Genomic DNA, 21,024 nt, shown 5'->3' with positions numbered 1-21,024 from the left:
AAACGGTGAGGGCGGCCCGGAAACCCGGGCCGCCCTCAGCAGATTTCAGAGGGACTCAGGACTTCGCGGTGGCCGCTCCGCCCTCGTCGATGATGTCCGGCAGGTCGTGCACCCCCGGGTCGCCGCGGTCCGCGGTGAAGTCGCTCGAGTGTGTGCTGTCCTTGCCGTCCGGCACCTTCACGGCCCGGAAGATGACCGTCAGCACGACCACGACGACCACGTTCAGCACGAACGCGATCAGCGCGATGTACGCCGGGGTGGTGGTGCCCGGGATGTTCGCCAGCGAACCGCCGAAGTGCTTCTTCGTCGCCGGGTTCACCACGTTGTACGCCGTGATCGTGCCGTACAGCATCGCGACCGCCCAACCGGCCAGCAGCGCGTATCGGTGGAACCAGCGGGTGTACAGACCGACCACGATCGCGGGGAACGTCTGCAGGATCCAGATACCGCCGAGCAGCTGCAGGTTCAGCGCGACCGTCTTGTCCATCCCGAGCACGAACACCAGCGCGCCGACCTTCACCAGCAGCGACGCCAGCTTGGAGACCTTCGCCTCCTGCGCGGGGGTCGCCGACGGCTTGATGAAGTCGCGGTAGATGTTGCGGGTGAACAGGTTGGCCGCCGCGATCGACATGATTGCCGCCGGCACCAACGCGCCGACCGCGATCGCCGCGAACGCGATCCCCGCGAACCAGGCCGGGAACTCCTGGTCGAACAGCCGCGGGATCGCCAGCTGCGGGTTCGCCAGGCCGTCCAGGCCCTTGATGTTCACGTTCGCCTTGATCGCCATGAAGCCGAGCAGGGCGAGCAGGCCCAGCAGCAGCGAGTACGCCGGGAGCAGCGTGGCGTTACGCCGTACGACGTTGCGGGTCTTGGTCGACAGCACCGCCGTCACCGAGTGCGGGTACATGAACAGCGCCATCGCGGAGCCGAGCGCCAGCGTCCAGTAGGACACGTAGCCCGCATCACCCGGGATGAACACCCCGGTCGGCTTGCCGGTCGTCGGGTTCGGCTTGGCCAGCTTCTCCTGCGCCGCACCGAAGATCGAGTCCCAGCCGCCGAGCACGTGCGGCAGGTAGAAGATCGCGACCAGGATCACCAGATAGATCAGGATGTCCTTGACGAACGCGATCATCGCCGGCGCCCGCAGACCGGAGGAGTACGTGTACGCCGCCAGCACCGCGAAGGCGATCAGCAGCGGCAGGTCCTTGGCGAGCGTGTTGTTGCCGCCGAGGCCCATCGTCTCGAACACCGCCTGCATACCGACCAGCTGCAGCGCGATGTACGGCATTGTGGCCAGGATGCCCGTGACGGCCACGGCCAGCGACAGCGCCTTGCTGCCGTAGCGGCCGCCGACGAAGTCGGCCGGGGTGACGAACCCGTGCCGGTGCGAGACCGACCACAGCCGGGCCATGAAGACGAACACGATCGGGTAAGCCACGATCGTGTACGGCACCGCGAAGAAGCCGCTGATCGCGCCGGTCGCGTACATGGCGGCGGGCACGGCGATGAACGTGTACGCCGTGTAGAGGTCGCCACCGAGCAGGAACCAGGTGATGAACGTGCCGAAGCCGCGCCCGCCCAGCCCCCACTCGTCGAGATTGTCGAGGTGGCCGGCGCTGCGCCACCGGGACGCCATGAAGCCCATCACCGTGACGGCGCCGAAGATCAGGATGACGATGATCAGCTGCACCCAGTTGACATCGGTGTTCACTGGTCCCCCTCCTTCGCGCCGGCGCCGTCCGCGGTCTCAGGGTCACCAAGCCCCTGGGCCGCCCGCCGCTTGCGCTCCTCGGTGCGGATCAGCCGGTAGCTGATGCTGACCAGGATCGCGGACAGGAACACCCACATCAGCTGGTACCAGTAGAAGAAGGGGAAACCCCACAGGTGCGGGTCGGGCTTGGCGTACGTCGGTACGAGCAGCGGTAGGACGACCGCTGCCGCCAGAAGTACGCCGGAGATCCAGTACGCGGGTCTGACCGCGGACAATCGGGACACTGCAACCTCCTCGGGACACGACAGGCGCAACCGAGCACGCTACCGTTCGGCCGGACCGGCCACTAGACCATCAGGTTGGTGCATGGATAACGAAAAGGCATGGTTCGTACGGCGCGTCGTGCTGTCCGTACTGTTCCTCGTCGTCGTTGCCGTGCCGCTGTATCCGGAGCTGTTCGGGCTCGACGAGGTGACGCCGTTCGCCCAGCTCGCCGCGTTCCGTCCGCAAGGCCTCGTCGTCGTGCTGGTGCTGTCGCTGCTGATGCTCGTACGGCGGGGGTGGCGGATCGCCGCCGCCCTGGTCGCCGTCCTGGCGCTGGTCGGTGCCGGGCTGACCGCGCCGCGCCGCCTGTCGGACGCGCGTCCGGCGCCGGCCGGGGCCCGGGTGCTGACGATCATGGTCGCCAACGTGCTCGGCGGCGGGGCCCGCGCGGCGGACGTGGCGCAGCTGATCCGGGACCACAAGCCGGACCTGGTGTCGTTGCCGGAGGCGCAGGTCGATGTCCGGGAGGAGATCCGGGCGCAGCTGCAGGACCAGCAGTACAAGGGGTTCACGGCCCAGCCGAGCAGCGCGGTCGAGAGCGCGACGAGCGTGCTGGTGGCGTCGTCACTCGGCGCCGTCACGTTCGGGTCGGAGGGCGCCACCACTTTCGGCAACGTCGTCGTCACCGGCGGCGACCTCGGCCCGATCCGGCTGATCGCCTACCACGGGTACCCGCCGTTGCCGGACGCGGTGACGACCTGGAAGAAGGATCTGCAGACCGTCCGCCGGTGGTGCGCGCAGGACCCGCCGACGGTCGTCGCGGGCGACTTCAACGCGACCCTCGACCACGCGGACTTCCGGCAGGCGCTGGGCGGCTACTGCCGCAGCGTCGGGCCGACCGTCGGCGGCGGTTTGCGCGGCACCTGGCCGGCCGACCAGCCCGCGCTGCTGCGGACGCAGATCGACCACGTCGTGGTGTCGCGACAGTTCCAGCCCGGCCAGTTCTCGACGTACCCGATCCAGGGGACCGACCACCGGGCGGTGGTCGCGACGGCCACGGTAGCGGGCTAGGACGGATTCGTAGCCGGGCGGTAGATGTACGGCTGGGAGGCCTGCACCGCCTCGGTCAGCATCAGCAGCAGATCCGCCCTGGCCTCGATCGGGCGGCCGAACAGCTCGTCGTCGCCCGGGATCGGGAAGCCCTTCACCCCGATCGCGAGTTGGCTGAGCAGGACGTGCAGGACGCCGCGGGCGTTGAACACGTTCGGCGTCGGCCACTCGGGCAGCGTCTCGTGCATCAACGGCTGCTGGGCCGCGGTCGCCGCGATCGGCTTCAGCCAGCGCTCGAGCTCGTCGCTGGTCAGCATGTTCCGGTGCAGGACCGTCATCACCGCATGCGCGACCCGGTCGTGCTCCTCGTGCACCCAGCGGTACGGCGTGTCCTTGACGATCCGGTCCGCGAGGACGTCGAGCAGCGCCCGCAGGACGCCGGTGTCGCAGTGCCGGGACCTGGCCAGCGCGCCGATCGCGTCGGCGCCGTGCGCGACGGCGTGCGCCCAGCCGCAGTCCTCGACGTACCCGCGCAGGTCGCGCTCGCGCAGCAGCCAGGTCGCCAGCCGGTCGCCCCAGCGCATCACCACCTCGTCGTGCACCAGGAACTCGGCGTTGTCGCGGTGGATCACCTCCGCCAGCGTCAGCGCGGTGAACGAGCGCCGGAAGACCGTGTCGGTGCCGTCCTCACCCAGGCCGTAGTTCAGTCCGGCGCAGAGGCCGTCACCGAAGCCCGGCAGCAGGTCGTCGTACACCCCGCGCTCGAGCCAGGTGGCGAGCGTCGGGTAGGCGAGCGCGTCCCGGACCTGCGGGTTGGTGCTGGCCAGCCCGCGGACGAGCTCCTCGGTGAGTTCGGTCAGCGTACGGTCGTGCGGTACCGCGTAGTCCGCGGCCATCACGTCCTGCCAGTACGTCGACTCCACCCGAGCATCCTTTCATCTGTAGCTGATCAATCAACACCCGCACACGCCCACTTGTCGAGCGGACCACCCCGGGAGCTGGTACAAGCCCTCGGTAGCATCGGAACGTGCCGTCTTTGACCGATGTGGCGCGCAACCACACCACGCTCGACCAGGCCGACCTGGACCGCCTGCAGCTGCTCGTCTCGGACTGGCAGATGCTGGCCGACCTGTCGTTCGCCGACCTGGTGCTCTGGTTGCCCGACACCGAAGGGCTGGGGTTCTGGGCCGGGGCGCAAATGCGGCCGACGACCGGCCCCACGGCGTACCTCGACGACATCGTCGGCAGCTTCATCCCGCGCGGCCGCCGGCACCTGCTGGACCAGGCGTACGACGGCGGCCGGATCTGCCGCGAGGGCGATCCGGAATGGCGCGACGACGTACCGGTCCGGGTCGAGACGATCCCGGTCCGCCGCGGCTCCCGGGTGATCGCGGTGATCGCGCGGAACACCAACCTGCTCGGTGTCCGGACGCCGTCCCGGCTGGAGATCGCGTACCTGCAGAGCGCGACGGACCTGGCCCGGATGATCACCGACGGCATCTTCCCGTACGGCGGGGAACGGCTGCTGTCCACCACGCCACGCGTCGGTGACGGCTGCATCCGGGTCGATCGGCACGCGATGGTGACGTTCGCGAGCCCCAATGCGTTGTCCGCGTACCGCCGGATGGGACTCGTCACCGACCTGGTCGGCTCGCGGCTCAAGGACGTGACCGCCGAGCTGCTGCAGTCCGGGCACAAGGTCGACGACGTGCTCGCGTCGGTGGTCACCGGGCGCGCGGCCAAGGAGATCGAGATCGAGAACTCCGACGCCACGCTGTTCCTGCGCGCGATCCCGCTGCGGGCCGACGGACAGCACGTCGGGGCGCTGATCCTGCTCCGCGACGTCACGGAGCTGCGGAGCCGGGAGCGGGAGCTGGTCACCAAGGAGGCGACCATCCGGGAGATTCATCATCGCGTCAAGAACAACTTGCAGACGGTCGCGGCGTTACTCCGGATGCAGGCCCGGAGGATCACCGTCCCGGAAGGGCAGGCCGCGCTCGCCGAGGCGGTCCGGCGGGTCGGGTCGATCGCGATCGTGCACGAGACGCTGTCGGAGTCGTTCGACGAGCACGTGGACTTCGACGACGTCGCCGACCGGGTCGGCGCGATGGTCGCGGACGTGTCGACGGTCGCGACCGCCGTGGAGACCCGGCGCAGCGGATCGTTCGGCGTCCTCGACTCGGAGATCGCGACCCCGCTGGCGATGGTGCTGACCGAACTGATGCAGAACTCGGTCGAGCACGCCTTCGGCGCCCGCGACGGAGCCGAGACGAGCGGGACGATCGAGCTCACCGCCGAGCGCTCGGTCGGCCGGCTGCACATCGACGTGATCGACGACGGCAAGGGCCTGCCGACGAACTTCGACTCCGAACTGTCCGGCAATCTGGGCCTGTCCATCGTCCGCACGCTGGTTCTCGGTGAACTCGACGGCACCCTGGAGTTCGGCAACCGCCACGACGGCCGTCCCGGCACCCAGGTCACCCTGGACATCCCGGTGAAGGACTGACGGCCGGGAAACACAAAGGCCCCGCGGTACTTTCCGCGGGGCCTCGAAGGAGGACTTTGCTCAGGCGGTCCGGATGCGTTGACGGGCGTTGCGGCGCTTCAGCGCGCGGCGCTCGTCCTCGCTCAGGCCGCCCCAGACACCGTGGTCCTGGCCGGCTTCCAGCGCCCATGCGAGGCACTGCTCACGCACGTCGCAGCGTCGGCACACCTGCTTGGCCTCCTCGATCTGCATGATCGCGGGCCCGGTGTTGCCGATGGGGAAGAACAGTTCCGGGTCCTCGTCGAGGCATACGGCCCGGTGGCGCCAATCCATGGCGGATCCCATCTCTCTCAGTAGTTGACGTAGGCTGACGGGTAGGTCTGTGCCCAATCAGCGGTGCTGTACTCGTCGGTTCGTGACGCACGGGGGTCGGTGCCGCGTCTTGTTGTGAACGCTTTCACGAACGAGACCATGTTCCCAATCTTGGGGGATCGAAACAAGGGTTATGGAGTTGTCGATCCGATCACAACGCTTCCTTAACACTTCGAACTGGCACACGGCGGTTCTCTCCATCCGGTAATCGGACGGAGCGGCCCTTCCGCAAGCACCCGTTCACTGCAAGTAACCGCTGCAACCTTCTTTTGGTTACGCACAACCTCAAATCCCTGTAGGGCCGAGGTTCACGGACCCACCCGGACACCGGGCACTAAGCTGGCGAAGTGCCGACCGACTCCCCAGCTGCCGCAGTCCCGAGACCGCTCAAATTAGCCGCGGCAGTGGTCGCTGTGGAAGGGCTCGTGCTCATCGTTCTCGGAATTGCCGAAGCCTTGACGATTCACAGCTCCCGGCTGGTGCTCGGACTGACCACTGCCGGCTTCTTCCTGGTGTACGGCGTGGCGCTCGTTCTGGTCGCCGTGCGCGGTCTCTGGCGGGCGGCACGGTGGAGCCGCGGGCCGACGGTGTTCACGCAGCTGATCCAGCTCCTGATCGCGTACAGCGTCTGGAACGGCGGCGCCAAGGCGATCGCCGGCGCGCTCGCCGTCCTGGCCCTCACGGTCCTGGTCTGCGTTTTCCAGAAGGTCTCCACCGACGCCCTGACCGGTGGCGGGTCCAACGACCACCCGGTCCTCTGACTATTCCCTCAGCAGGCCGGTGCGGAGTTCGGTGAGGGTCCGGGCGAGCAGCCGGGAGACGTGCATCTGCGAGATCCCGATCTCCTCGGCGATCTGCGACTGCGTCATCCCGCGGAAGAACCGCAGCGTGAGGATCCGCTTCTCCCGGGTGTCCAACTGTGCCAGCAGCGGCTTCAGCGACTCCCGGTACTCCACGCTCTCCAGCGCCTCGTCCTCGCCGCCGAGGCCGTCCAGGACCGTCGTCGCGTCGGTCTCGTTCTGATCGGGAGCGTCCAGGGACAGCGTGTTGTAAGCGTTCGCGGACTCCAGGCCCTCGATCACCAGATCCGGCGACAGCCCCAGGCGCTCCGACAACTCCGCCACCGTCGGGGCCCGGCCGAGCTCCTGCGTCAGCTCGGCGGTCGCCGCGGTCAGCGACAGCCGCAGCTCCTGCAGCCGCCGCGGCACCCGGATCGCCCAGCCCTTGTCCCGGAAGTAGCGCTTGATCTCGCCCAGGATCGTCGGCGTCGCGTACGTCGAGAACTCGACGCCGCGGTCGGAGTCGAACCGGTCGATCGCCTTGATCAGGCCGATCGTGGCCACCTGGACGAGGTCGTCGTACGGCTCGCCGCGGTTGCGGAACCGGCGCGCCAGGTGCTCCACCAGCGGCATGTGCAGCGCGACCAGACCCTCGCGGGCTGCTGCGGACGCCGGATCGCGACGGCCGGACGCCATCTGCTGGAACAGTGCGGCGGTCCGGGTACGCAGATCAGGGGAGTCCTGGGACTCGCCCAGGTGCTCGTCTGTCACGCGGTCTCCGTCGCGGTCGCGGTGGCCGTCACGGTGATGGTCAGCCGGCCCTCGACGGTCTCGGCGGCGGCCGACTCCACCAGGGCGGTCAGCACGGTCCAGCCGAACGAGGTGGTGTCCGGGTGCCAGCCGTTCGGTACGACGGCGCTGGTCCGCACCGTCAGCTGCGGCGGCGCGATCTCGAACACGCACTCCAGCACCCCGTCGGCCGACTGCGGCAGCAGCAGCGAGCAGGCCTCGTCGACGGCGATCCGCAGGTCGTCGATCGCGTCCAGCGTGAAGTCGTTGCGGGCCGCGAGGTTGCCGACCACCGACCGGGGCACCGCGATGTAGGCGCCGTCCGCCGGGATACTCAGGCGGACCTCGGCGGCTCGTCCCGTGCTGCTCACATCGTCTCCCTCGGATCGACCTCCCACGCCGTACATCATCCAACCTCAACGCGTTCGATGCACGGCGGGCGGGGCCGACCGGGGCGAGAAAATTCTGCTACGGGTGGTCGTGCTCCGACCGCAGCCGGGACAGGAAGGCCTGCGTGCGGGAGTGCTGCGGGTTCCCGATCACGTCCTTGGGCGGGCCGGCCTCGACCACGACGCCGCCGTCCATGAACACGACCGTGTCGGCGACGTCGCGGGCGAACGACATCTCGTGGGTCACCACGATCATCGTCATCCCGTCCAGGGCGAGCTCCCGCATCACCGCGAGCACCTCACCGACCAGCTCGGGGTCGAGCGCCGACGTCGGCTCGTCGAACAGCATCAGCTTCGGCTGCATCGCCAGCGCCCGGGCGATCGCGACCCGCTGCTGCTGGCCGCCCGACAGCTGGGACGGGTAGGCGTCGCACCGGTCCGCGAGACCGACCCGGTCGAGCAGTTTCATCGCCCGCTCGCGGGCCGTCTTCTTCGATTCGCCCTTGACCTGCGTGGGCGCCTCGACGATGTTCTGCAGCGCGGTCTTGTGCGGGAACAGGTTGAACCGCTGGAAGACCATCCCGATCTCCCGCCGCTGGGCCGCGATCTCCTTGTTCTTCAGGCGGTACAGCTTCCCGTCGCGGTCGGTGTACCCCATCAGCTCGTCGTCGACCCAGATCCGGCCGCCGTCGATCGTCTCGAGCTGGTTGATGCAGCGCAGGAAGGTCGTCTTGCCGGAGCCGGACGGGCCGAGCAGACACACCACCTGCCCGCGATCGACATCCAGATCGATGCCTTTCAGGACCTCGTTGTGGTGGAAGGACTTGGTCACGTTGACCGCGTGCACCAGTGGCATCAGGCGCCTCCTGCCCCGGCCGGCCGCGCGGCTCGCGGTGCCTTGCCGGTCCCGAATCCGCGACCGAAGTGCCGCTCGAGGAAATACTGCCCGACCATCAGCACGCTGGTCGCGGCCAGGTAGAACAGCGTCGCGGCGACCGCGATCGGGAATGTCTTGTAGAACGTGCTGCCGATCGACTGCAGCTGGTAGAACAGCTCGCCGATCACCGGGACCGCGAGCAGCAGCGAGGTGTCCTTCAGCATCGCGATGGTCTCGTTGCCCGTCGGCGGCACGATCACCCGCATCGCCTGCGGCAGCACCACCCGGCGCATCACCTTGCCGTTGCTCATCCCGAGCGCCTCCGCGGCCTCGGCCTGGCCCCTGTCGACGCTGAGGATGCCGGCCCGGGCGATCTCGGCCATGTAGGCCGCCTCGGACAACCCGAGACCGATGACACCGGCAACGATCCCGGTGAACACCTGGTTGGCGTCCAGGCTGAAGAACCGCCAGTCGCCGGACATCCCGAGCCAGTCGATGATCTTCCAGTCGAACGGGATCCCGAACTGGATGCCCTGCGGGAACAAGATCCCCAGCGTGCCCATCGTGAACAGCAGGATGTACCGCGGGATGCTCCGGAAGAACCAGGTGAACACCCAGGCCACGCCGGACAGGATCGGGTTGTCGCTCAGCCGCATCACGGCCAGCACCACACCGCCGCCGACCCCGACGATCATCGACAGCGCGGTGACCAGCAGGGTGCCCTTGAGGAACCCGTTGATCACCGGCTGCTGGTTCATCGCCTCGAAGACGAAACTCCAGTCGAACGCCTTGTTGGTGACCAGCAGGTGCACCAGCATCGCGACCAGCACCGCGATCACCGCGATCGCGACCCAGCGGCCCGGATGCCGGACCGGTACCGCGTCGATCGCGCCCGGCCGCTCGGGAGCATCCTGCGGCCGGGCTTCAGTTTCGGTACTCATGACGGTCAGCTCACGGGTTGACGGCGAAGTCGGTGATCGCGCCCGAGTCGTTGTTCCACTTCTGCAGCGTGCTCTTGTACGTGCCCTCGCTGTCGAGCGACTTCAGCGCCTCGGTGATGGCCTGCGCGAACGCGGTCTCGCTCTTCGGGACCACATAGCCGTACGGCGCGGCGTCGTAGATGTCGCCGAGCTGCTCGAGCTGGCCGTTGGTCTGCTTGATCGCGTACAGCACGACCGGGGAGTCGGCGAGCATCGCGTCCGCCTTGCCGGCCACCAGGTCCGCGGTCGCCTGGTCCTGCTTCTCGCGGACGACCAGCTTGATCTCGGGCTTGCCGGCCGCCTTGCACGCGGCCTGCCGCTTCGGCATGTCGTCCTCGAGCTGCGTCGTACCCTTCTGCACCGCGACGGTCTTGCCGCACGCGTCGTCGGCCTTGATGCCCTTCGGGTTGCCCTTCGCGGTCGCCCACAGGGTGCCGGCGTTGAAGTAGCTGACCATGTTGACCTGCTGCTTGCGCTTGTCGTTGATCGTGAACGACGAGACGCCGACGTCGTACTTGCCGCCCTGGACACCGGTGATGATGGTGTCGAACCCGGCGGGCTGCCACTCGACCGTGACGCCGAACTTCTGCGCGACGGCGTTGAACAGGTCGACGTCCATCCCGACCACGGTCTTGCCGCCCTGCAGGAACTCGTTCGGCGGGTAGCTGGCGTCGACGCCGACGACGATCTTGCCGGCCGACTTGATCTTGGCCGGCAACGAGCCGCTGAGGTCCGGTCCACCGCTCGACGGGGCGCTGGAGGGGGCGCTCGTCGTGGGAGAGGTGGACGAGCCACCTCCGAGAGAGTTCGAGCCGCACCCGGCGGCCGCGAGAACCAGGACGCCGGACAGCACCAGCGCCCTCCGCAGGACAGACATCTAGTCCTCCAAAACCGGGCACCGGTCGGCCCGGTGCCATGTGTCCGCATCTTGACACAGCGACCTGCGGACAGCGCACGGAGGAACCCCGAACAGAGACCTATTCGTAGCTTGGGCACCGTCGTTCCGCTGCGGTCCGTCGACCACCCGGACACACAGCGTCACGACGTACGGCGGTTGTACTGCAGCGGTACGGCGGCTACTGGGTCGGCTCGACGTGCGTCGGGTCGAGCACCCGGCGCAGGAACGTGCGGGTCCGCTCCTCCTTGGGGTCGCCGATCACGTCGGCGGGCGGGCCCTGCTCGACGATCACGCCGCCGTCCATGAACACGACCCGGTCCGCCACCTCGCGCGCGAACGCCATCTCGTGGGTGACGACGAGCATCGTCATCCCGTCGAGCGCGAGTTTGCGCATCACCGTGAGCACGTCGCCGACGAGCTCGGGGTCGAGCGCCGACGTCGGCTCGTCGAACAGCATCAGCGCCGGGTCCATCGACAGCGCGCGGGCGATCGCGACCCGCTGCTGCTGGCCGCCGGACAGCTGCGCCGGGTACGCGTCGATCTTCTCGCTCAGCCCGACCCGCTCCAGGTTCGCGCGGGCGACCTTGCCGGCCTCCTCCGCGGACCGCTTCAGAACGGTGCGCTGGGCAACGGTGCAGTTGTCCAGCGCGGACAGGTGCGGGAACAGGTTGAACTGCTGGAACACCATGCCGATCTGCTGCCGGGCCGCGTCCAGGTGACAGTCCGGATCGGTGATGTCCTCGCCGCGGACGATCACCTGCCCTTCCTGCGGGGTCTCCAGCAGGTTCACGCAGCGCAGCAGCGTGGACTTGCCGGACCCGGACGGGCCGATCACGCACACCACCTCGCCCTGCTCGACGGTGAAGTCGATCCCGCGCAGGACGTGGTTGCTGCCGAAGGACTTGTGGAGGTTCTTGATCTCTACCAGTGCCATTTAGCGCGTCCTCGCCGTCCGTGCCTCGAGCCGGCGGGCCAGGATGCCCAGCGGCAGGGTGATGAGCAGGTAGCAGAACCCGCAGACCACGATCGGCGTCAGGTTCGAGTACGTGTTGGCCAGGTCGCGCCCGAAGCCGGTCAGCTCGTACCCGTCCGCGGCGACGCCGATCATGAACACCAGCGAGGAGTCCTTGACCAGCAGGATCAGGTCGTTGGTCAGCGGCGGGAGCACGATCCGGAATGCCTGCGGCAGCACGATCTTGCGCATCGCCAGCCCGGCCGGCATGCCGAGCGACCGGGCCGCCTCGACCTGTCCCTTGGGGACCGCCTGGATGCCGGCCCGGATCACCTCGGCCATGTACGCCGAGGCCACGATGCCGAGCGCCAGCCACACCACGCCGTACGGGTCCCAGGGGATCGTCATCCCCGGGAACGCCAGTGGCAGCAGGCTGAACGCGATGAACACCACGATCGCCGGCAGCCCGCGGAAGAACTCGATGTACGCCGTCGCGATCCATCGGTACGGGCCGACCTGACTGAGCTTCATCAGCGCCAGCAGCGTGCCGCCCGCGAGCCCGATCACGAACGCGCCGGCAGTGTACTCGAGCGTCTTCACCAGCGCCTGGAGGACGCCGTCCTGGAACGTCGACTTGATGAACTCGGGCTTGAAGAACACGCTGACGATCTGGCCCCAGTTCGCGCTGAACGCGGCGACCAGGACCAGGACGACGAGCACGGCGTACTGGATCCAGCGGGAGCGCTGGGCCCGCTGCCGCGGGCTCAGCCCCTTCCGCTCAACGTCTTGCGTCGATGTGCTCACTTCGTCGGCTCAACCCCGAACCACTTCTTGTAGATCTCGTTGTACTTGCCGTCCGACTTGGCCTTGGTCAGCAGTTCGTTGAACTTGGTCACCAGCTTCGGGCCGCTGCCGTCCTTGAGCGCGCCGAACCCGTACTGCTCGCCGGTGTTGAACTCGGCGACGACCGCCATGTCCGGGTTCTCCTTGACGAAGTCGTACAGCACGCCGTTGTCGTTGATCGCGGCGTCGACCCGGCCGGACTTCACGTTGTTCTCCTGCAGCGCGAGGTCGTTGAACGGGATCACCGTGTACCCGTTGGCCGCCGCGTTGTCGTCGGCGTACTTCTTCCCGGTGGTGTCGGCCTGTGCCCCGAGCTTCTTGCCCCGCAGGTCCGCCAGCGACTTGATGCCGGAGTCCTTCTTGGTCATCAGCACCTGGGTGGCGTCCATGTACGGCTCGGTGATGCTGATCGCGGCCTGGCGCTCCTTGGTGATCGTCATCGCGCCCATGCCCATGTCGCACTTCTTCGCCTGGAACGCGGCGCCCGAGGTGACCTGGGCCCACTCGATGTTGACGACGTCCTGCTCCAGGCCCAAGTCCTTGGCGACCAGGTCGAGCAGGTCCACGTCGAAGCCGACGACCTTGGTGCCGTCCTTGTACTGGAAGGGCTTGTACGGCAGGTGCGTGCAGACGGTCAGCTTGCCGGGCTTGACCAGCGTGATGCCGGCCGCCTTGGCCTTGTCCTCGGAACCTCCGCCGCCGTCCGAGCCGCCGCCACAGGCGGCCAGTGTGAGCGCGAGCACGGCGACCGAGGCGACGGCCTGCGCCCGGCGCTTGCGGAGAGTGGGGACGATGTTCATCGCGAAATCTCCTCGACAGGGGTTGTGAATCCCCGCATCCTGGCACACGTCGGGAGGATGTGGGGCCTCTCACAGCAGACCAGTGAGGCGTGTGGTTTACTCGTTGCCGACGGGTGACCCCCTGGCAACGGCGCCGTTCGACGCACCCTCATCGAACGCCCACCATCACAAGTTCCGCTCGAGATTCCTTGAAGGGTCCCCGCATGGTCGCCCAACCTGTTGAGCCGTCCGTTCCCCACGACCAGTTCGCCGCGGACGCGGTCTTCGAACTGCATCGCGGCGGAAAGATCGAAGTCACGTCCTCGGTCCACGTCCGCGACGCCGACGACCTCTCGAAGGCGTACACCCCCGGCGTCGCCCGGGTCTGCACCGCGATCGCCGAAGACCCGTCGCTGGTCCGGCGGTACACCTGGAAGTCCAACGTCGTCGCGGTCGTCACCGACGGCACCGCCGTCCTCGGCCTCGGCGACATCGGCCCGGCCGCGTCGCTGCCGGTGATGGAGGGCAAGGCCCTGCTGTTCAAGGAGTTCGGCGGCGTCGACTCGGTGCCGATCGCGCTGGACTGCACCGACGTGGACGAGTTCGTCGAGACGGTCGCGCGGATGGCGCCGACGTTCGGCGGGATCAACCTCGAGGACATCTCCGCGCCGCGCTGCTTCGAGATCGAGCGCCGGCTGAAGGAGCGGCTCGACATCCCGGTCTTCCACGACGACCAGCACGGTACGGCGGTCGTCGTCCTCGCGGCGCTGCGCAACGCCTTGCGGGTCACGGGGAAGTCGATCTCGGACATCCGGGTGGTGATCTCGGGTGCGGGTGCGGCCGGGGTCGCGTGTGCGCGGATCCTGCTGCAGGCGGGCGTCGGCGATCTCGCGGTCGTGGACAGCAAGGGTGTCCTGCACGAGGACCGTGCCGACCTGAACCCGGTGAAGCTGTCGCTCGCCCGGGACACCAACACCGGCGGCCTGTCCGGCCGGCTGGTCGACGCGCTCGTCGGCGCGGACCTCTTCCTCGGCGTGTCCGGCGGCACGGTCCCCGAGGAGGCCGTCGCTCAAATGGCCGACGACGCGATGATCTTCGCCCTGGCGAACCCGAACCCCGAGGTCCACCCCGACATCGCCCACCGGCACGCCGCCGTCGTCGCCACCGGCCGCTCCGACTTCCCCAACCAGATCAACAACGTCCTGGCCTTCCCCGGCATCTTCCGCGGCGCCTTCGACGCCAACGCGTCCCGCATCACCGAAGGCATGAAACTCGCCGCCGCCGACGCCCTGGCGGCCCTGATCTCCCCGGAAGACGTACGCCCCGACTACATCATCCCGTCCCCCTTCGACCCCCGAGTAGCCCCCGCCGTAGCCGCAGCAGTCGCCTCCGCCGCCCACACCGACGGCGTAGCCCGCCCGGCCTGACCCAATTTCCCTGGTCCACCAGCGCCGTTGGGGGTTTGTCACCCTGGTTATGGGTGACAAACCCCCAAGCTCCCTGGCCAGCCAGGCAAATGCGGTGGGGGCGGGGTGGTGAGGTCGGACACTGACGGTGGGGGGACCAGCGCCTAAGGTGGTTCGCATGCTTGCTGCTTATGCCGCCAAGTTCGATGCCGAGAATCCCGTTGCCGCCTTGGAGGTGGGGGAGCGGCCTGAGCCGACCGTGCCTGAGGGGTGGGTGACGATCGACGTACGGGCGACCGCGCTCAACCATCACGACCTGTGGTCGCTGAAGGGGGTCGGGCTGGCTGAGCAGAGTCTGCCGATGATCCTGGGATGTGACGCGGCGGGGGTGGACCCGGACGGGAACGAGGTTGTCGTCCACGCGGTGGTCTCGGACCCGGCGTGGAAGGGCGACGAGACGCTCGACCCGAAGCGGTCGCTGCTGAGTGAGCGGTACCAGGGAACCCTCGCGCAGAAGGTCGCCGTACCTGCGCGCAACGTCGTACCCAAGCCGGCCGGGATGAGTTTCGAGCAGGCCGCGTGCCTGCCGACGGCGTGGCTGACGGCGTACCGGATGCTGTTCACGCAGTCGGGTCTGAAGCCCGGCGACACGGCGCTCGTGCAGGGCGCCGGCGGTGGTGTCGCGACCGCGCTGATCACGCTGGCGCGAGCCGCGGGGATCCGGGTCTGGGCGACCAGCCGGGACGAGGCCAAGCGGGCGAAGGCGCTGGAGATCGGCGCGCACGACGCGTTCGAGTCCGGGGCGCGGCTGCCGGAGCGGGTCGACGCCGTGATGGAGACGGTCGGGCAGGCCACCTGGTCGCACTCGCTGAAGTCGCTGAAGCAGGGCGGCACGCTGGTGATCTCGGGCGCGACGAGCGGTCAGGCGCCGAAGTCGGCCGAGCTGAACCGGATCTTCTTCCTGCAACTGCGGGTGCAGGGCTCGACGATGGGGACCCGGACCGAGCTGGCCGAGCTGGTGCAGTTCATGGCGAACGCCGGGATCGCCCCGCACATCGACTCGGTCCTGCCGCTCGCCGAGGCGCGCACCGGCTTCGAGAAGATGAACGCGGGCGACGTGTTCGGCAAGATCGTCTTTACTGTCTGAGTGCAACCCGAGATCAGGCCGGCCACGGTCGACGACGCCGAGGCCGGCGCGTGGTGCCATCTGTTGTGCTGGCGGGAGGCGTACGCCGGTCTCGTGCCGGCCGATCTGCTGCTCGAGCGCACCTCGGACATCGAACGCCGGATCGAGCGCTGGTCGACGAGACTGGCTGACGGCGCCGATCGCTGGATCGCCCTCAACCCGGATCCTGCCGCGCCGGTCGAGGAGCGCGTGGTCGGTTTCATCGGTACCGGTCCGGGGCGCGACGACGACGCGCCGGTGCCGTTCGAGCTGGAGGCGATCTACACCCGCCGGGCGTACTGGCGGACCGGCCTCGGCGGCCGGCTGCTCGACGTTGCCGTGGGCAAGCAGCCGGCGTTCCTCTGGGTCTTCGAGGGCAACCAGCAGGCCCGCACGTTCTACCAGCGCCACGGCTTCGAGCCGGACGGCACCGGCAAACACGACCCCTACTTCGACCTTCACGAGATCCGGCTGGTACGCCGTTAGTGCCACCGGCACCGTTGTGACACCAAAAGCGGATGACGTTTCACGGCTGAAACATTCGCGTCGCACCGAGGCAATGCGCCGGGGTCAATCTGTTCCTACCGATCCGCCCGATCGATGAGGAGCAGGGGAGCCCATGAGGCCTACTTTGACGGTGATCGTTGACCCGGCCGACAACTGGATGACGAAGGCCGCGTGTGTCGGACAGGCGCCGTCGTACGACGAGAACGCCAGCCAGTGGGAGCAGCGCAAGGCGCAGGCGCTCTGCCTGACGTCGTGCCCGGTGATCGACGAATGCCGGGAATGGGCCCGCCGGACGAAGTTCACCGGCACCGCCGCCGGCGAGAAGTTCCTCTCCGGCCGCCGCCGCGGCCGCCCCGGCCCTCAGGAACGCCGCAGCCGCCCCACGATCATCACCGAGCAACAGGCCAGCTAGCGCCTCTCCCGAAACGATCGGTTCCTGACGCGTCGCCCCGGGCATGAGCTGAGCCGGACCAATTGAGGGGTTGACCCCTGAGCTGGCCGGTTGTCATCCCGGCATGCGAGGCGCCAACCGGCCATCTGAGGGGTCAACCCCTCAGGGCCACTGGCCGTCGCGGTGTGGGCCCAGCAACGGCTGGGCCGGGCAACCCAGGCGCTGCCCAACGGCTACCGCGGTCTGCCACTGCCACAGTCCTGGCCGGACCAATAGTCAGTACGGCGTTCGAAGGTGTCAGCCGACCGGGAGCCATGCGGCGCGGATATCTTCGGGGGACAGGGTCGCAGCCAGGGACTCGTCAACCATGCGGCGTTCGGTGATGTGTTGCTCCTGAACGCGAGCCCGGAGGGCGCTTTCGGCTGCCTCCAGCAGCGGTATCAAGCGGAATTTCCACCGTCCGCCTTCTCGGTAGAAGGTGAAGGAGAGCGGGCTCTCCTTGCCGTCCAGCTTCATAGATATTGTGCCGATGTCGCCGGAGACCTCGATCGTACCCGCGGACAAACGCTCCACGGCCGCGGCATCGAGTTGCCCTCGCCGCACCGCATGAGTAGCCAACTGAGTCGTCGACCAACTCCGGATACTCTCATTCGGGACCGTCGTCCGCAGGAAGATCACGGCCAGTTGGTCGCTCATCCTGGCTCGCCTGAGATACGTCTCTGGTGCGGTCAAGGCCAGCTTCCTGATCGCTGCGAAATACTCGAGGCTCTCCGCCGTCAGCGAAGCCGCCACCATCTTGCCGTCCTTCGCCAGCAGGGCCTGACGATAGGAGGAGAACGCCTGCGCCACAGCGGCTTTGTCCGCAGCCGAGCCAGAAACAGTCGACTGCGGCGTTGGCGTCGGCTCTGCCCGCTCCTCACCGGAACAGGCAACCAGCGCGACACACAGGACTCCGGCCGTAGCCAACCGACCCACAAACCGCTCAGGCACCCGAGCCTCCCCAGATAGCGCCCCACACCAGCAGTAGAGGATCCACATTGATGGGCCCCGTCGGACTCGGACCGGCAGACCCAGCTCAAAGCTGCGCGCAAGGTTACAACGTCTCTCTCCAGCCGCCACTACCAGCCTTCGCACAGCAACTGCCATCCGAGTACGTCGCGCTGCTGGCCGACCTCCCACATCTCGTGACCCTGGACGTCGAGGGCTTCGGCCAGGTGGTCTGCCACGGCACACCACGCGATCACGGCGACAGGATCTCCGGGGCAGGGCGGACGGGAGCGCCAAGAGATGGCGCGCTGTCGATGAGATGCCGAGATGATGTCTCCATGAACAGCAACCCAGGGTGGTGGCGCGGACAGTCACCGCCCGGTCAGGCCCGGGACGTCGCGCCGGCCGACATGCTTGTCTCGGGACCGGTGACGTCGATCGATCTGGACGCGATCGCACCCCGTGGTGGGCTTCGCGGCGTGCACTTCTTCCAGGCGGCCGTTTCAGGGGTCGAACTGTGGCTCAATGACATCAGTCTTGTGGTCGAGTGGTCCGAGTTTGACAACTGCCACTTCCGACAGCGCGTCCGGCCCGTGTTGAACGAGTACGGCGTTGCGGCCCAAGGCTCGTTCGCGAACAGACCGGCCGTCTACCGGGACTGCACCTTCGAACGCGTCCGGTTCAAGATCCTCGGCGGTTTCGACACCGGTGCAGGCCACTTCGAGAACTGCACGTTCGTCAACTGCCGATGGGAGGGCCACTTCGGCTATGACGCCGACCTCATCGACTGCAGGTTCGTCGGACGCATGAACGGCTGCGTGTGGGGCGGGACTGGTCTGAAGGAAGACTCCCGGGGCCAAGGGAGGCGCAACGTGATCACCGGCAACGACTTCACCGAGGTCACGTTCACCGACAACGTGGGCTGGCGGCGCGACTTCCCGGTCGCCTATCAGGTCTGGCCCGACGGCTTCGTCCCAGTCGTCGATGGCGCTGGCATTGACAGCTGAGGAAGGCGAGAACGCACTCCGTGCCTGGTCCTCATCGCCGGGGCGTCCACCAATCTGCGGTTTGCGGTCGTCCTACGGCGCACCGAGAAGAGCACCCCAGCCATACCGCGATCCGCGCGGCCTGCCGATGTCCGGGAACTAGGTCTTCACCGTGTTCGAGGATCGTTCGATATCGGTCAGATACGCCAGACACCGCTCGACCGGTACCGCCGGGCCGTCATCGCCTAGAACCATCCATGGCTCCAACTGCGTGGCAGCCGACAGCACCCGCTGAATAAGCATCGCTCCTCCGGACGATCCGCATGATGGACAGCGGCCGATAACCACGGCCACCACGTAGTCCCCGAAGCATCGAGCCCCCGTGATCCACATCGACGACAGCCGTCCTGCGGCTCCAGATAGCGATCGGTTCCCGACGCGTCGACCCGCGCATGAGCTGGGCCGGACCAATTGAGGGGTTGACCCCTGAGCTGGCCGGTTGTCCTCCCGGAATGCGAGGCGTCAACCGACCAACGGAGGGGTTGACCCCTCAGATGGCCCGGGCCACGGGACGGCGTCAAGAGCAGGCTCAGCTTCTTGCGACGGCACTGACGCGTAGGCCGAGCCACTGCTCGGCGCCCCACGCCTCGAACCGCTCCAGCTCGGCGAACCCGAGCTTCGCGGCGAGGCGCAGGGAGCTGACGTTCGCGCTCTGGGTGGTGAGCACGACCTGCTCACCGGGAAGGACGCCGTCGAACCAGCCGAGCGCAGCCGCGCAGGCCTCGGCGGCGTACCCGAATCCCCAGGCCCGCGGCAGGAACAGGTAGCCGAGATCCGCCTTGTCGATGGCCGACGGCCGGCGATGCCCGGTTGCTCTCCTGAGCAGAACCTGACCGATCATCGCCCCGTCGAGCTCGGCCACGAAGCTCCCGGGCCACCGCCCGGGTGTCTCAGGCAGCTCGCGCTCGAGCTCGTCACGCGGCCGAGGACCGCCGACGTACGCGTTGACCTCGGGTGAGGCGAGCAGCTCGATGAACGCCGTACGGTCGCGCGTTTCGGCCTCACGAAGCACGAGCCGCTCGGTCTTGATCGGCTCAGGCGGCCAGGGCACGTGCTCCAGTGGTTCCACCGGTGCACGCTAACAAAGCAGGCTCAGACCTTGACGAGTTCGTCGGCGCGCTCGGCCGCGGCGAGCTCTTCGGTGCTGCGGAACGGGGCCATGATCGTCCGCACCAGGTGATCCCGGTTGTGGACGGCCGCGCCGATCGCGAGCACCAGGTAGACCGCGCTGATCACGTAGCGCCCGCTCTGACCGGGTACGGCGAACTGGACCGCGAACAGCCCGAGCAACGTCCACGCCGCCCAGCGGGGGAAGCGCAGGCTCAGCAGGATCGCGATGCCGAGCAGGGTCTGCGTGGCGGTCAGCAGGAACTCCTCGATCTGCCGCCCGTCGAGGTGCAGCGCGACGCCGCCGCCACCGAGTCCGTACGCGATCGGCAGGCTCCCGATCAGCAGCGTCCACTGGTTCACCTTGGCGGAGATCAGCAGCCCCAGCGCCGCGGCGCCCTTGCCGCGCCACGCGAACAGCAGCGCGACGATGAACTCCGGCGCCTCGGACGCCAGCGGCGCCAGCCACTGGACCAGCAGGAACTGGTCGATGCCGAGCGCCTGCCCGCCCGCGACCAGCGAATCCGCGAACGGCTCGGCCGCGGCGAGGATCATCCCGGCCGACACCACGAACATGCTCGCCACCACGATCCGTCGCGTGGTCGTGGGCAGCGCGCCGATCGTCGCCGCCGGCCCGATCAGGTCCGGCTCGTCGTCGTGCTCCGACGTCGCCGCCCGGAACAGGTAGTAGGCGAAGAAAGCGAGCAGCAGCAGCCCGAGCACCAGATGGATCTCACCGGTCACCGGGATCACGAACGCGACCACACCGGCGACCGCGAGGAAGCCCAGCTCACGCCGGTACCCGGTCTCGAGGACGAGAGCCTTGACCGAGCGCCCGCTGCGCCGCGAAGCGACGTACAGGCTGATCAGGACGACGCTGGACCAGCCGAGGCCGAGCAGCAACCGGTTCGACCCGGTCATGTTGGCGGCGGCGTACTGCACGTAGTCCGGGTTGGTGCCCGCGGTGTGCGCGAAGTACAGGTCCACCGCGTACTCCGGGAGGACCGCGATGACCGCGAGCAGAGCGATCGCCAGACCGCCCGAGATGTCCATCTCCGCCGCCTCTGCGGCCCAGGCCAGCACGAACGAGGCGGCGACCACGGCGAGACCGAAGATCAGCATCGAGGCCAATGCCGGGGGATGGGTGCCGGTGAGCCGCAGGACGACCGCGGGGATCGCCACCGCGAGCAGCAACAGCACAGGGCGGACGGCTCGGAACATGGTTCCAGCTTGCCGTAGTTTCGATA

General features: G+C 68.1%; 23 protein-coding genes. 8 read left to right on the top strand and 15 right to left on the bottom strand.

Annotation, left to right across the window (positions count from 1 at the left end):
- Nucleotides 1–55: 55 nt before the first annotated feature.
- Nucleotides 56–1,711 (bottom strand): monocarboxylate uptake permease MctP, encoded by a 1,656-nt coding sequence (mctP, locus tag AB0L64_RS33505; RefSeq protein WP_363716750.1) that lies wholly within the window; start codon nucleotides 1,709–1,711, stop codon nucleotides 56–58.
- Entirely contained in the window at nucleotides 1,708–1,995 is a 288-nt protein-coding gene (locus AB0L64_RS33500) for a DUF3311 domain-containing protein (protein WP_363716748.1), read from the bottom strand. Before AB0L64_RS33500 ends, mctP begins: the two co-directional genes overlap by 4 nt.
- Before the next feature lie 82 nt (nucleotides 1,996–2,077).
- Between AB0L64_RS33500 and AB0L64_RS33495 the strand changes: the two genes are divergently transcribed.
- Nucleotides 2,078–3,046 (top strand): endonuclease/exonuclease/phosphatase family protein, encoded by a 969-nt coding sequence (locus AB0L64_RS33495; RefSeq protein ID WP_363716746.1) that lies wholly within the window; start codon nucleotides 2,078–2,080, stop codon nucleotides 3,044–3,046.
- Here AB0L64_RS33495 and AB0L64_RS33490 read toward each other — a convergent pair.
- Nucleotides 3,043–3,948: a DUF2785 domain-containing protein gene (locus AB0L64_RS33490; RefSeq protein ID WP_359925260.1), complete on the bottom strand. Its 906-nt coding sequence runs from the start codon at nucleotides 3,946–3,948 to the stop codon at nucleotides 3,043–3,045. The two genes, AB0L64_RS33495 and AB0L64_RS33490, sit on opposite strands and share 4 nt — an antisense overlap.
- A gap of 104 nt (nucleotides 3,949–4,052) precedes the next feature.
- Between AB0L64_RS33490 and AB0L64_RS33485 the strand changes: the two genes are divergently transcribed.
- A complete protein-coding gene (locus AB0L64_RS33485; protein WP_363716743.1) occupies nucleotides 4,053–5,531 on the top strand; it encodes a histidine kinase N-terminal domain-containing protein in 1,479 nt (492 codons plus the stop codon).
- Between the two features lie 60 nt (nucleotides 5,532–5,591).
- Here the strand turns inward: AB0L64_RS33485 and AB0L64_RS33480 are convergent, their stop codons facing one another.
- Nucleotides 5,592–5,843 carry a WhiB family transcriptional regulator gene (locus tag AB0L64_RS33480; protein ID WP_130383822.1) on the bottom strand — a complete coding sequence of 84 codons (252 nt, stop codon included), beginning with the start codon at nucleotides 5,841–5,843 and terminating at the stop codon, nucleotides 5,592–5,594.
- 464 nt (nucleotides 5,844–6,307) lie between these two features.
- On the opposite strand from AB0L64_RS33480, the gene AB0L64_RS33475 reads away from it, so the two are divergent.
- Complete coding sequence (locus tag AB0L64_RS33475) at nucleotides 6,308–6,643, top strand: hypothetical protein (RefSeq protein WP_363716741.1); 336 nt, start codon at nucleotides 6,308–6,310, stop codon at nucleotides 6,641–6,643.
- Here AB0L64_RS33475 and AB0L64_RS33470 read toward each other — a convergent pair whose 3' ends face one another.
- From AB0L64_RS33470 to AB0L64_RS33435, 8 genes are all read right to left on the bottom strand, one after another.
- Nucleotides 6,644–7,432 (bottom strand): RNA polymerase sigma factor SigF, encoded by a 789-nt coding sequence (locus AB0L64_RS33470; RefSeq protein WP_363716738.1) that lies wholly within the window; start codon nucleotides 7,430–7,432, stop codon nucleotides 6,644–6,646.
- The gene (locus tag AB0L64_RS33465) at nucleotides 7,429–7,821 is read right to left on the bottom strand and encodes an anti-sigma regulatory factor (RefSeq protein ID WP_363716736.1); all 393 of its coding nucleotides are present in this window, start codon (nucleotides 7,819–7,821) and stop codon (nucleotides 7,429–7,431) included. Before AB0L64_RS33465 ends, AB0L64_RS33470 begins: the two co-directional genes overlap by 4 nt.
- A 97-nt stretch (nucleotides 7,822–7,918) precedes the next feature.
- Nucleotides 7,919–8,695, bottom strand: coding sequence for an amino acid ABC transporter ATP-binding protein (locus AB0L64_RS33460; protein WP_363716734.1), 777 nt, complete (start codon nucleotides 8,693–8,695; stop codon nucleotides 7,919–7,921).
- Complete coding sequence (locus AB0L64_RS33455) at nucleotides 8,695–9,657, bottom strand: amino acid ABC transporter permease (RefSeq protein ID WP_363716732.1); 963 nt, start codon at nucleotides 9,655–9,657, stop codon at nucleotides 8,695–8,697. Before AB0L64_RS33455 ends, AB0L64_RS33460 begins: the two co-directional genes overlap by 1 nt.
- A gap of 10 nt (nucleotides 9,658–9,667) precedes the next feature.
- Nucleotides 9,668–10,573, bottom strand: coding sequence for an ABC transporter substrate-binding protein (locus tag AB0L64_RS33450; protein WP_363716730.1), 906 nt, complete (start codon nucleotides 10,571–10,573; stop codon nucleotides 9,668–9,670).
- A gap of 199 nt (nucleotides 10,574–10,772) precedes the next feature.
- Nucleotides 10,773–11,528, bottom strand: a complete 756-nt coding sequence (locus AB0L64_RS33445; protein ID WP_363716728.1) for an amino acid ABC transporter ATP-binding protein — start codon at nucleotides 11,526–11,528, stop codon at nucleotides 10,773–10,775.
- A complete protein-coding gene (locus AB0L64_RS33440; protein WP_359925240.1) occupies nucleotides 11,529–12,350 on the bottom strand; it encodes an amino acid ABC transporter permease in 822 nt (273 codons plus the stop codon).
- Nucleotides 12,347–13,189 carry a transporter substrate-binding domain-containing protein gene (locus AB0L64_RS33435; RefSeq protein ID WP_363716725.1) on the bottom strand — a complete coding sequence of 281 codons (843 nt, stop codon included), beginning with the start codon at nucleotides 13,187–13,189 and terminating at the stop codon, nucleotides 12,347–12,349. The genes AB0L64_RS33440 and AB0L64_RS33435 overlap by 4 nt, the downstream gene beginning before the upstream one ends.
- A 203-nt stretch (nucleotides 13,190–13,392) precedes the next feature.
- On the opposite strand from AB0L64_RS33435, the gene AB0L64_RS33430 reads away from it, so the two are divergent.
- The 4 genes from AB0L64_RS33430 (at nucleotide 13,393) to AB0L64_RS33415 (ending at nucleotide 16,658) form a co-directional block, all read left to right on the top strand.
- Nucleotides 13,393–14,595: an NADP-dependent malic enzyme gene (locus AB0L64_RS33430; RefSeq protein ID WP_363716723.1), complete on the top strand. Its 1,203-nt coding sequence runs from the start codon at nucleotides 13,393–13,395 to the stop codon at nucleotides 14,593–14,595.
- Between the two features lie 157 nt (nucleotides 14,596–14,752).
- The gene (locus AB0L64_RS33425) at nucleotides 14,753–15,721 is read left to right on the top strand and encodes a zinc-binding dehydrogenase (RefSeq protein ID WP_363716721.1); all 969 of its coding nucleotides are present in this window, start codon (nucleotides 14,753–14,755) and stop codon (nucleotides 15,719–15,721) included.
- Nucleotides 15,722–16,225 carry a GNAT family N-acetyltransferase gene (locus tag AB0L64_RS33420; RefSeq protein WP_363716719.1) on the top strand — a complete coding sequence of 168 codons (504 nt, stop codon included), beginning with the start codon at nucleotides 15,722–15,724 and terminating at the stop codon, nucleotides 16,223–16,225.
- 133 nt (nucleotides 16,226–16,358) lie between these two features.
- A complete protein-coding gene (locus tag AB0L64_RS33415) occupies nucleotides 16,359–16,658 on the top strand; it encodes a WhiB family transcriptional regulator (protein WP_363716717.1) in 300 nt (99 codons plus the stop codon).
- Nucleotides 16,659–16,934: 276 nt separating this feature from the next.
- Here the strand turns inward: AB0L64_RS33415 and AB0L64_RS33410 are convergent, their stop codons facing one another.
- Entirely contained in the window at nucleotides 16,935–17,627 is a 693-nt protein-coding gene (locus tag AB0L64_RS33410) for a hypothetical protein (RefSeq protein ID WP_363716715.1), read from the bottom strand.
- Between the two features lie 335 nt (nucleotides 17,628–17,962).
- Between AB0L64_RS33410 and AB0L64_RS33405 the strand changes: the two genes are divergently transcribed.
- Complete coding sequence (locus AB0L64_RS33405) at nucleotides 17,963–18,631, top strand: hypothetical protein (protein WP_363716713.1); 669 nt, start codon at nucleotides 17,963–17,965, stop codon at nucleotides 18,629–18,631.
- A gap of 568 nt (nucleotides 18,632–19,199) precedes the next feature.
- Here AB0L64_RS33405 and AB0L64_RS33400 read toward each other — a convergent pair.
- Together AB0L64_RS33400 and AB0L64_RS33395 are read right to left on the bottom strand one after the other, a co-directional pair.
- Nucleotides 19,200–19,739 (bottom strand): GNAT family protein, encoded by a 540-nt coding sequence (locus AB0L64_RS33400; protein ID WP_363716710.1) that lies wholly within the window; start codon nucleotides 19,737–19,739, stop codon nucleotides 19,200–19,202.
- A 23-nt stretch (nucleotides 19,740–19,762) separates the two neighbouring features.
- Entirely contained in the window at nucleotides 19,763–20,998 is a 1,236-nt protein-coding gene (locus tag AB0L64_RS33395) for a sodium:proton exchanger (protein ID WP_363716708.1), read from the bottom strand.
- Between the last annotated feature and the right edge of the window lie 26 nt (nucleotides 20,999–21,024).

Source organism: Kribbella sp. NPDC051936, assembly GCF_040680955.1.
Lineage (GTDB): Bacteria > Actinomycetota > Actinomycetes > Propionibacteriales > Kribbellaceae > Kribbella.
Note: the sequence above shows the minus strand (reverse complement) of the source record. Positions and strands in the feature narration are given on the sequence as shown.

Bases quoted from the DNA above. Each gene is read 5' to 3' on its own strand.
- AB0L64_RS33495 (WP_363716746.1), top strand. From the start codon at position 2,078: ATGGATAACGAAAAGGCATGGTTCGTACGGCGCGTCGTGCTGTCCGTA.
- AB0L64_RS33480 (WP_130383822.1), bottom strand. From the start codon at position 5,843: ATGGATTGGCGCCACCGGGCCGTATGCCTCGACGAGGACCCGGAACTG.
- AB0L64_RS33460 (WP_363716734.1), bottom strand. From the start codon at position 8,695: ATGCCACTGGTGCACGCGGTCAACGTGACCAAGTCCTTCCACCACAAC.
- AB0L64_RS33455 (WP_363716732.1), bottom strand. From the start codon at position 9,657: ATGAGTACCGAAACTGAAGCCCGGCCGCAGGATGCTCCCGAGCGGCCG.
- AB0L64_RS33450 (WP_363716730.1), bottom strand. From the start codon at position 10,573: ATGTCTGTCCTGCGGAGGGCGCTGGTGCTGTCCGGCGTCCTGGTTCTC.
- AB0L64_RS33445 (WP_363716728.1), bottom strand. From the start codon at position 11,528: ATGGCACTGGTAGAGATCAAGAACCTCCACAAGTCCTTCGGCAGCAAC.
- AB0L64_RS33435 (WP_363716725.1), bottom strand. From the start codon at position 13,189: ATGAACATCGTCCCCACTCTCCGCAAGCGCCGGGCGCAGGCCGTCGCC.
- AB0L64_RS33430 (WP_363716723.1), top strand. From the start codon at position 13,393: ATGGTCGCCCAACCTGTTGAGCCGTCCGTTCCCCACGACCAGTTCGCC.
- AB0L64_RS33425 (WP_363716721.1), top strand. From the start codon at position 14,753: ATGCTTGCTGCTTATGCCGCCAAGTTCGATGCCGAGAATCCCGTTGCC.
- AB0L64_RS33415 (WP_363716717.1), top strand. From the start codon at position 16,359: ATGAGGCCTACTTTGACGGTGATCGTTGACCCGGCCGACAACTGGATG.
- AB0L64_RS33405 (WP_363716713.1), top strand. From the start codon at position 17,963: ATGAACAGCAACCCAGGGTGGTGGCGCGGACAGTCACCGCCCGGTCAG.
- AB0L64_RS33395 (WP_363716708.1), bottom strand. From the start codon at position 20,998: ATGTTCCGAGCCGTCCGCCCTGTGCTGTTGCTGCTCGCGGTGGCGATC.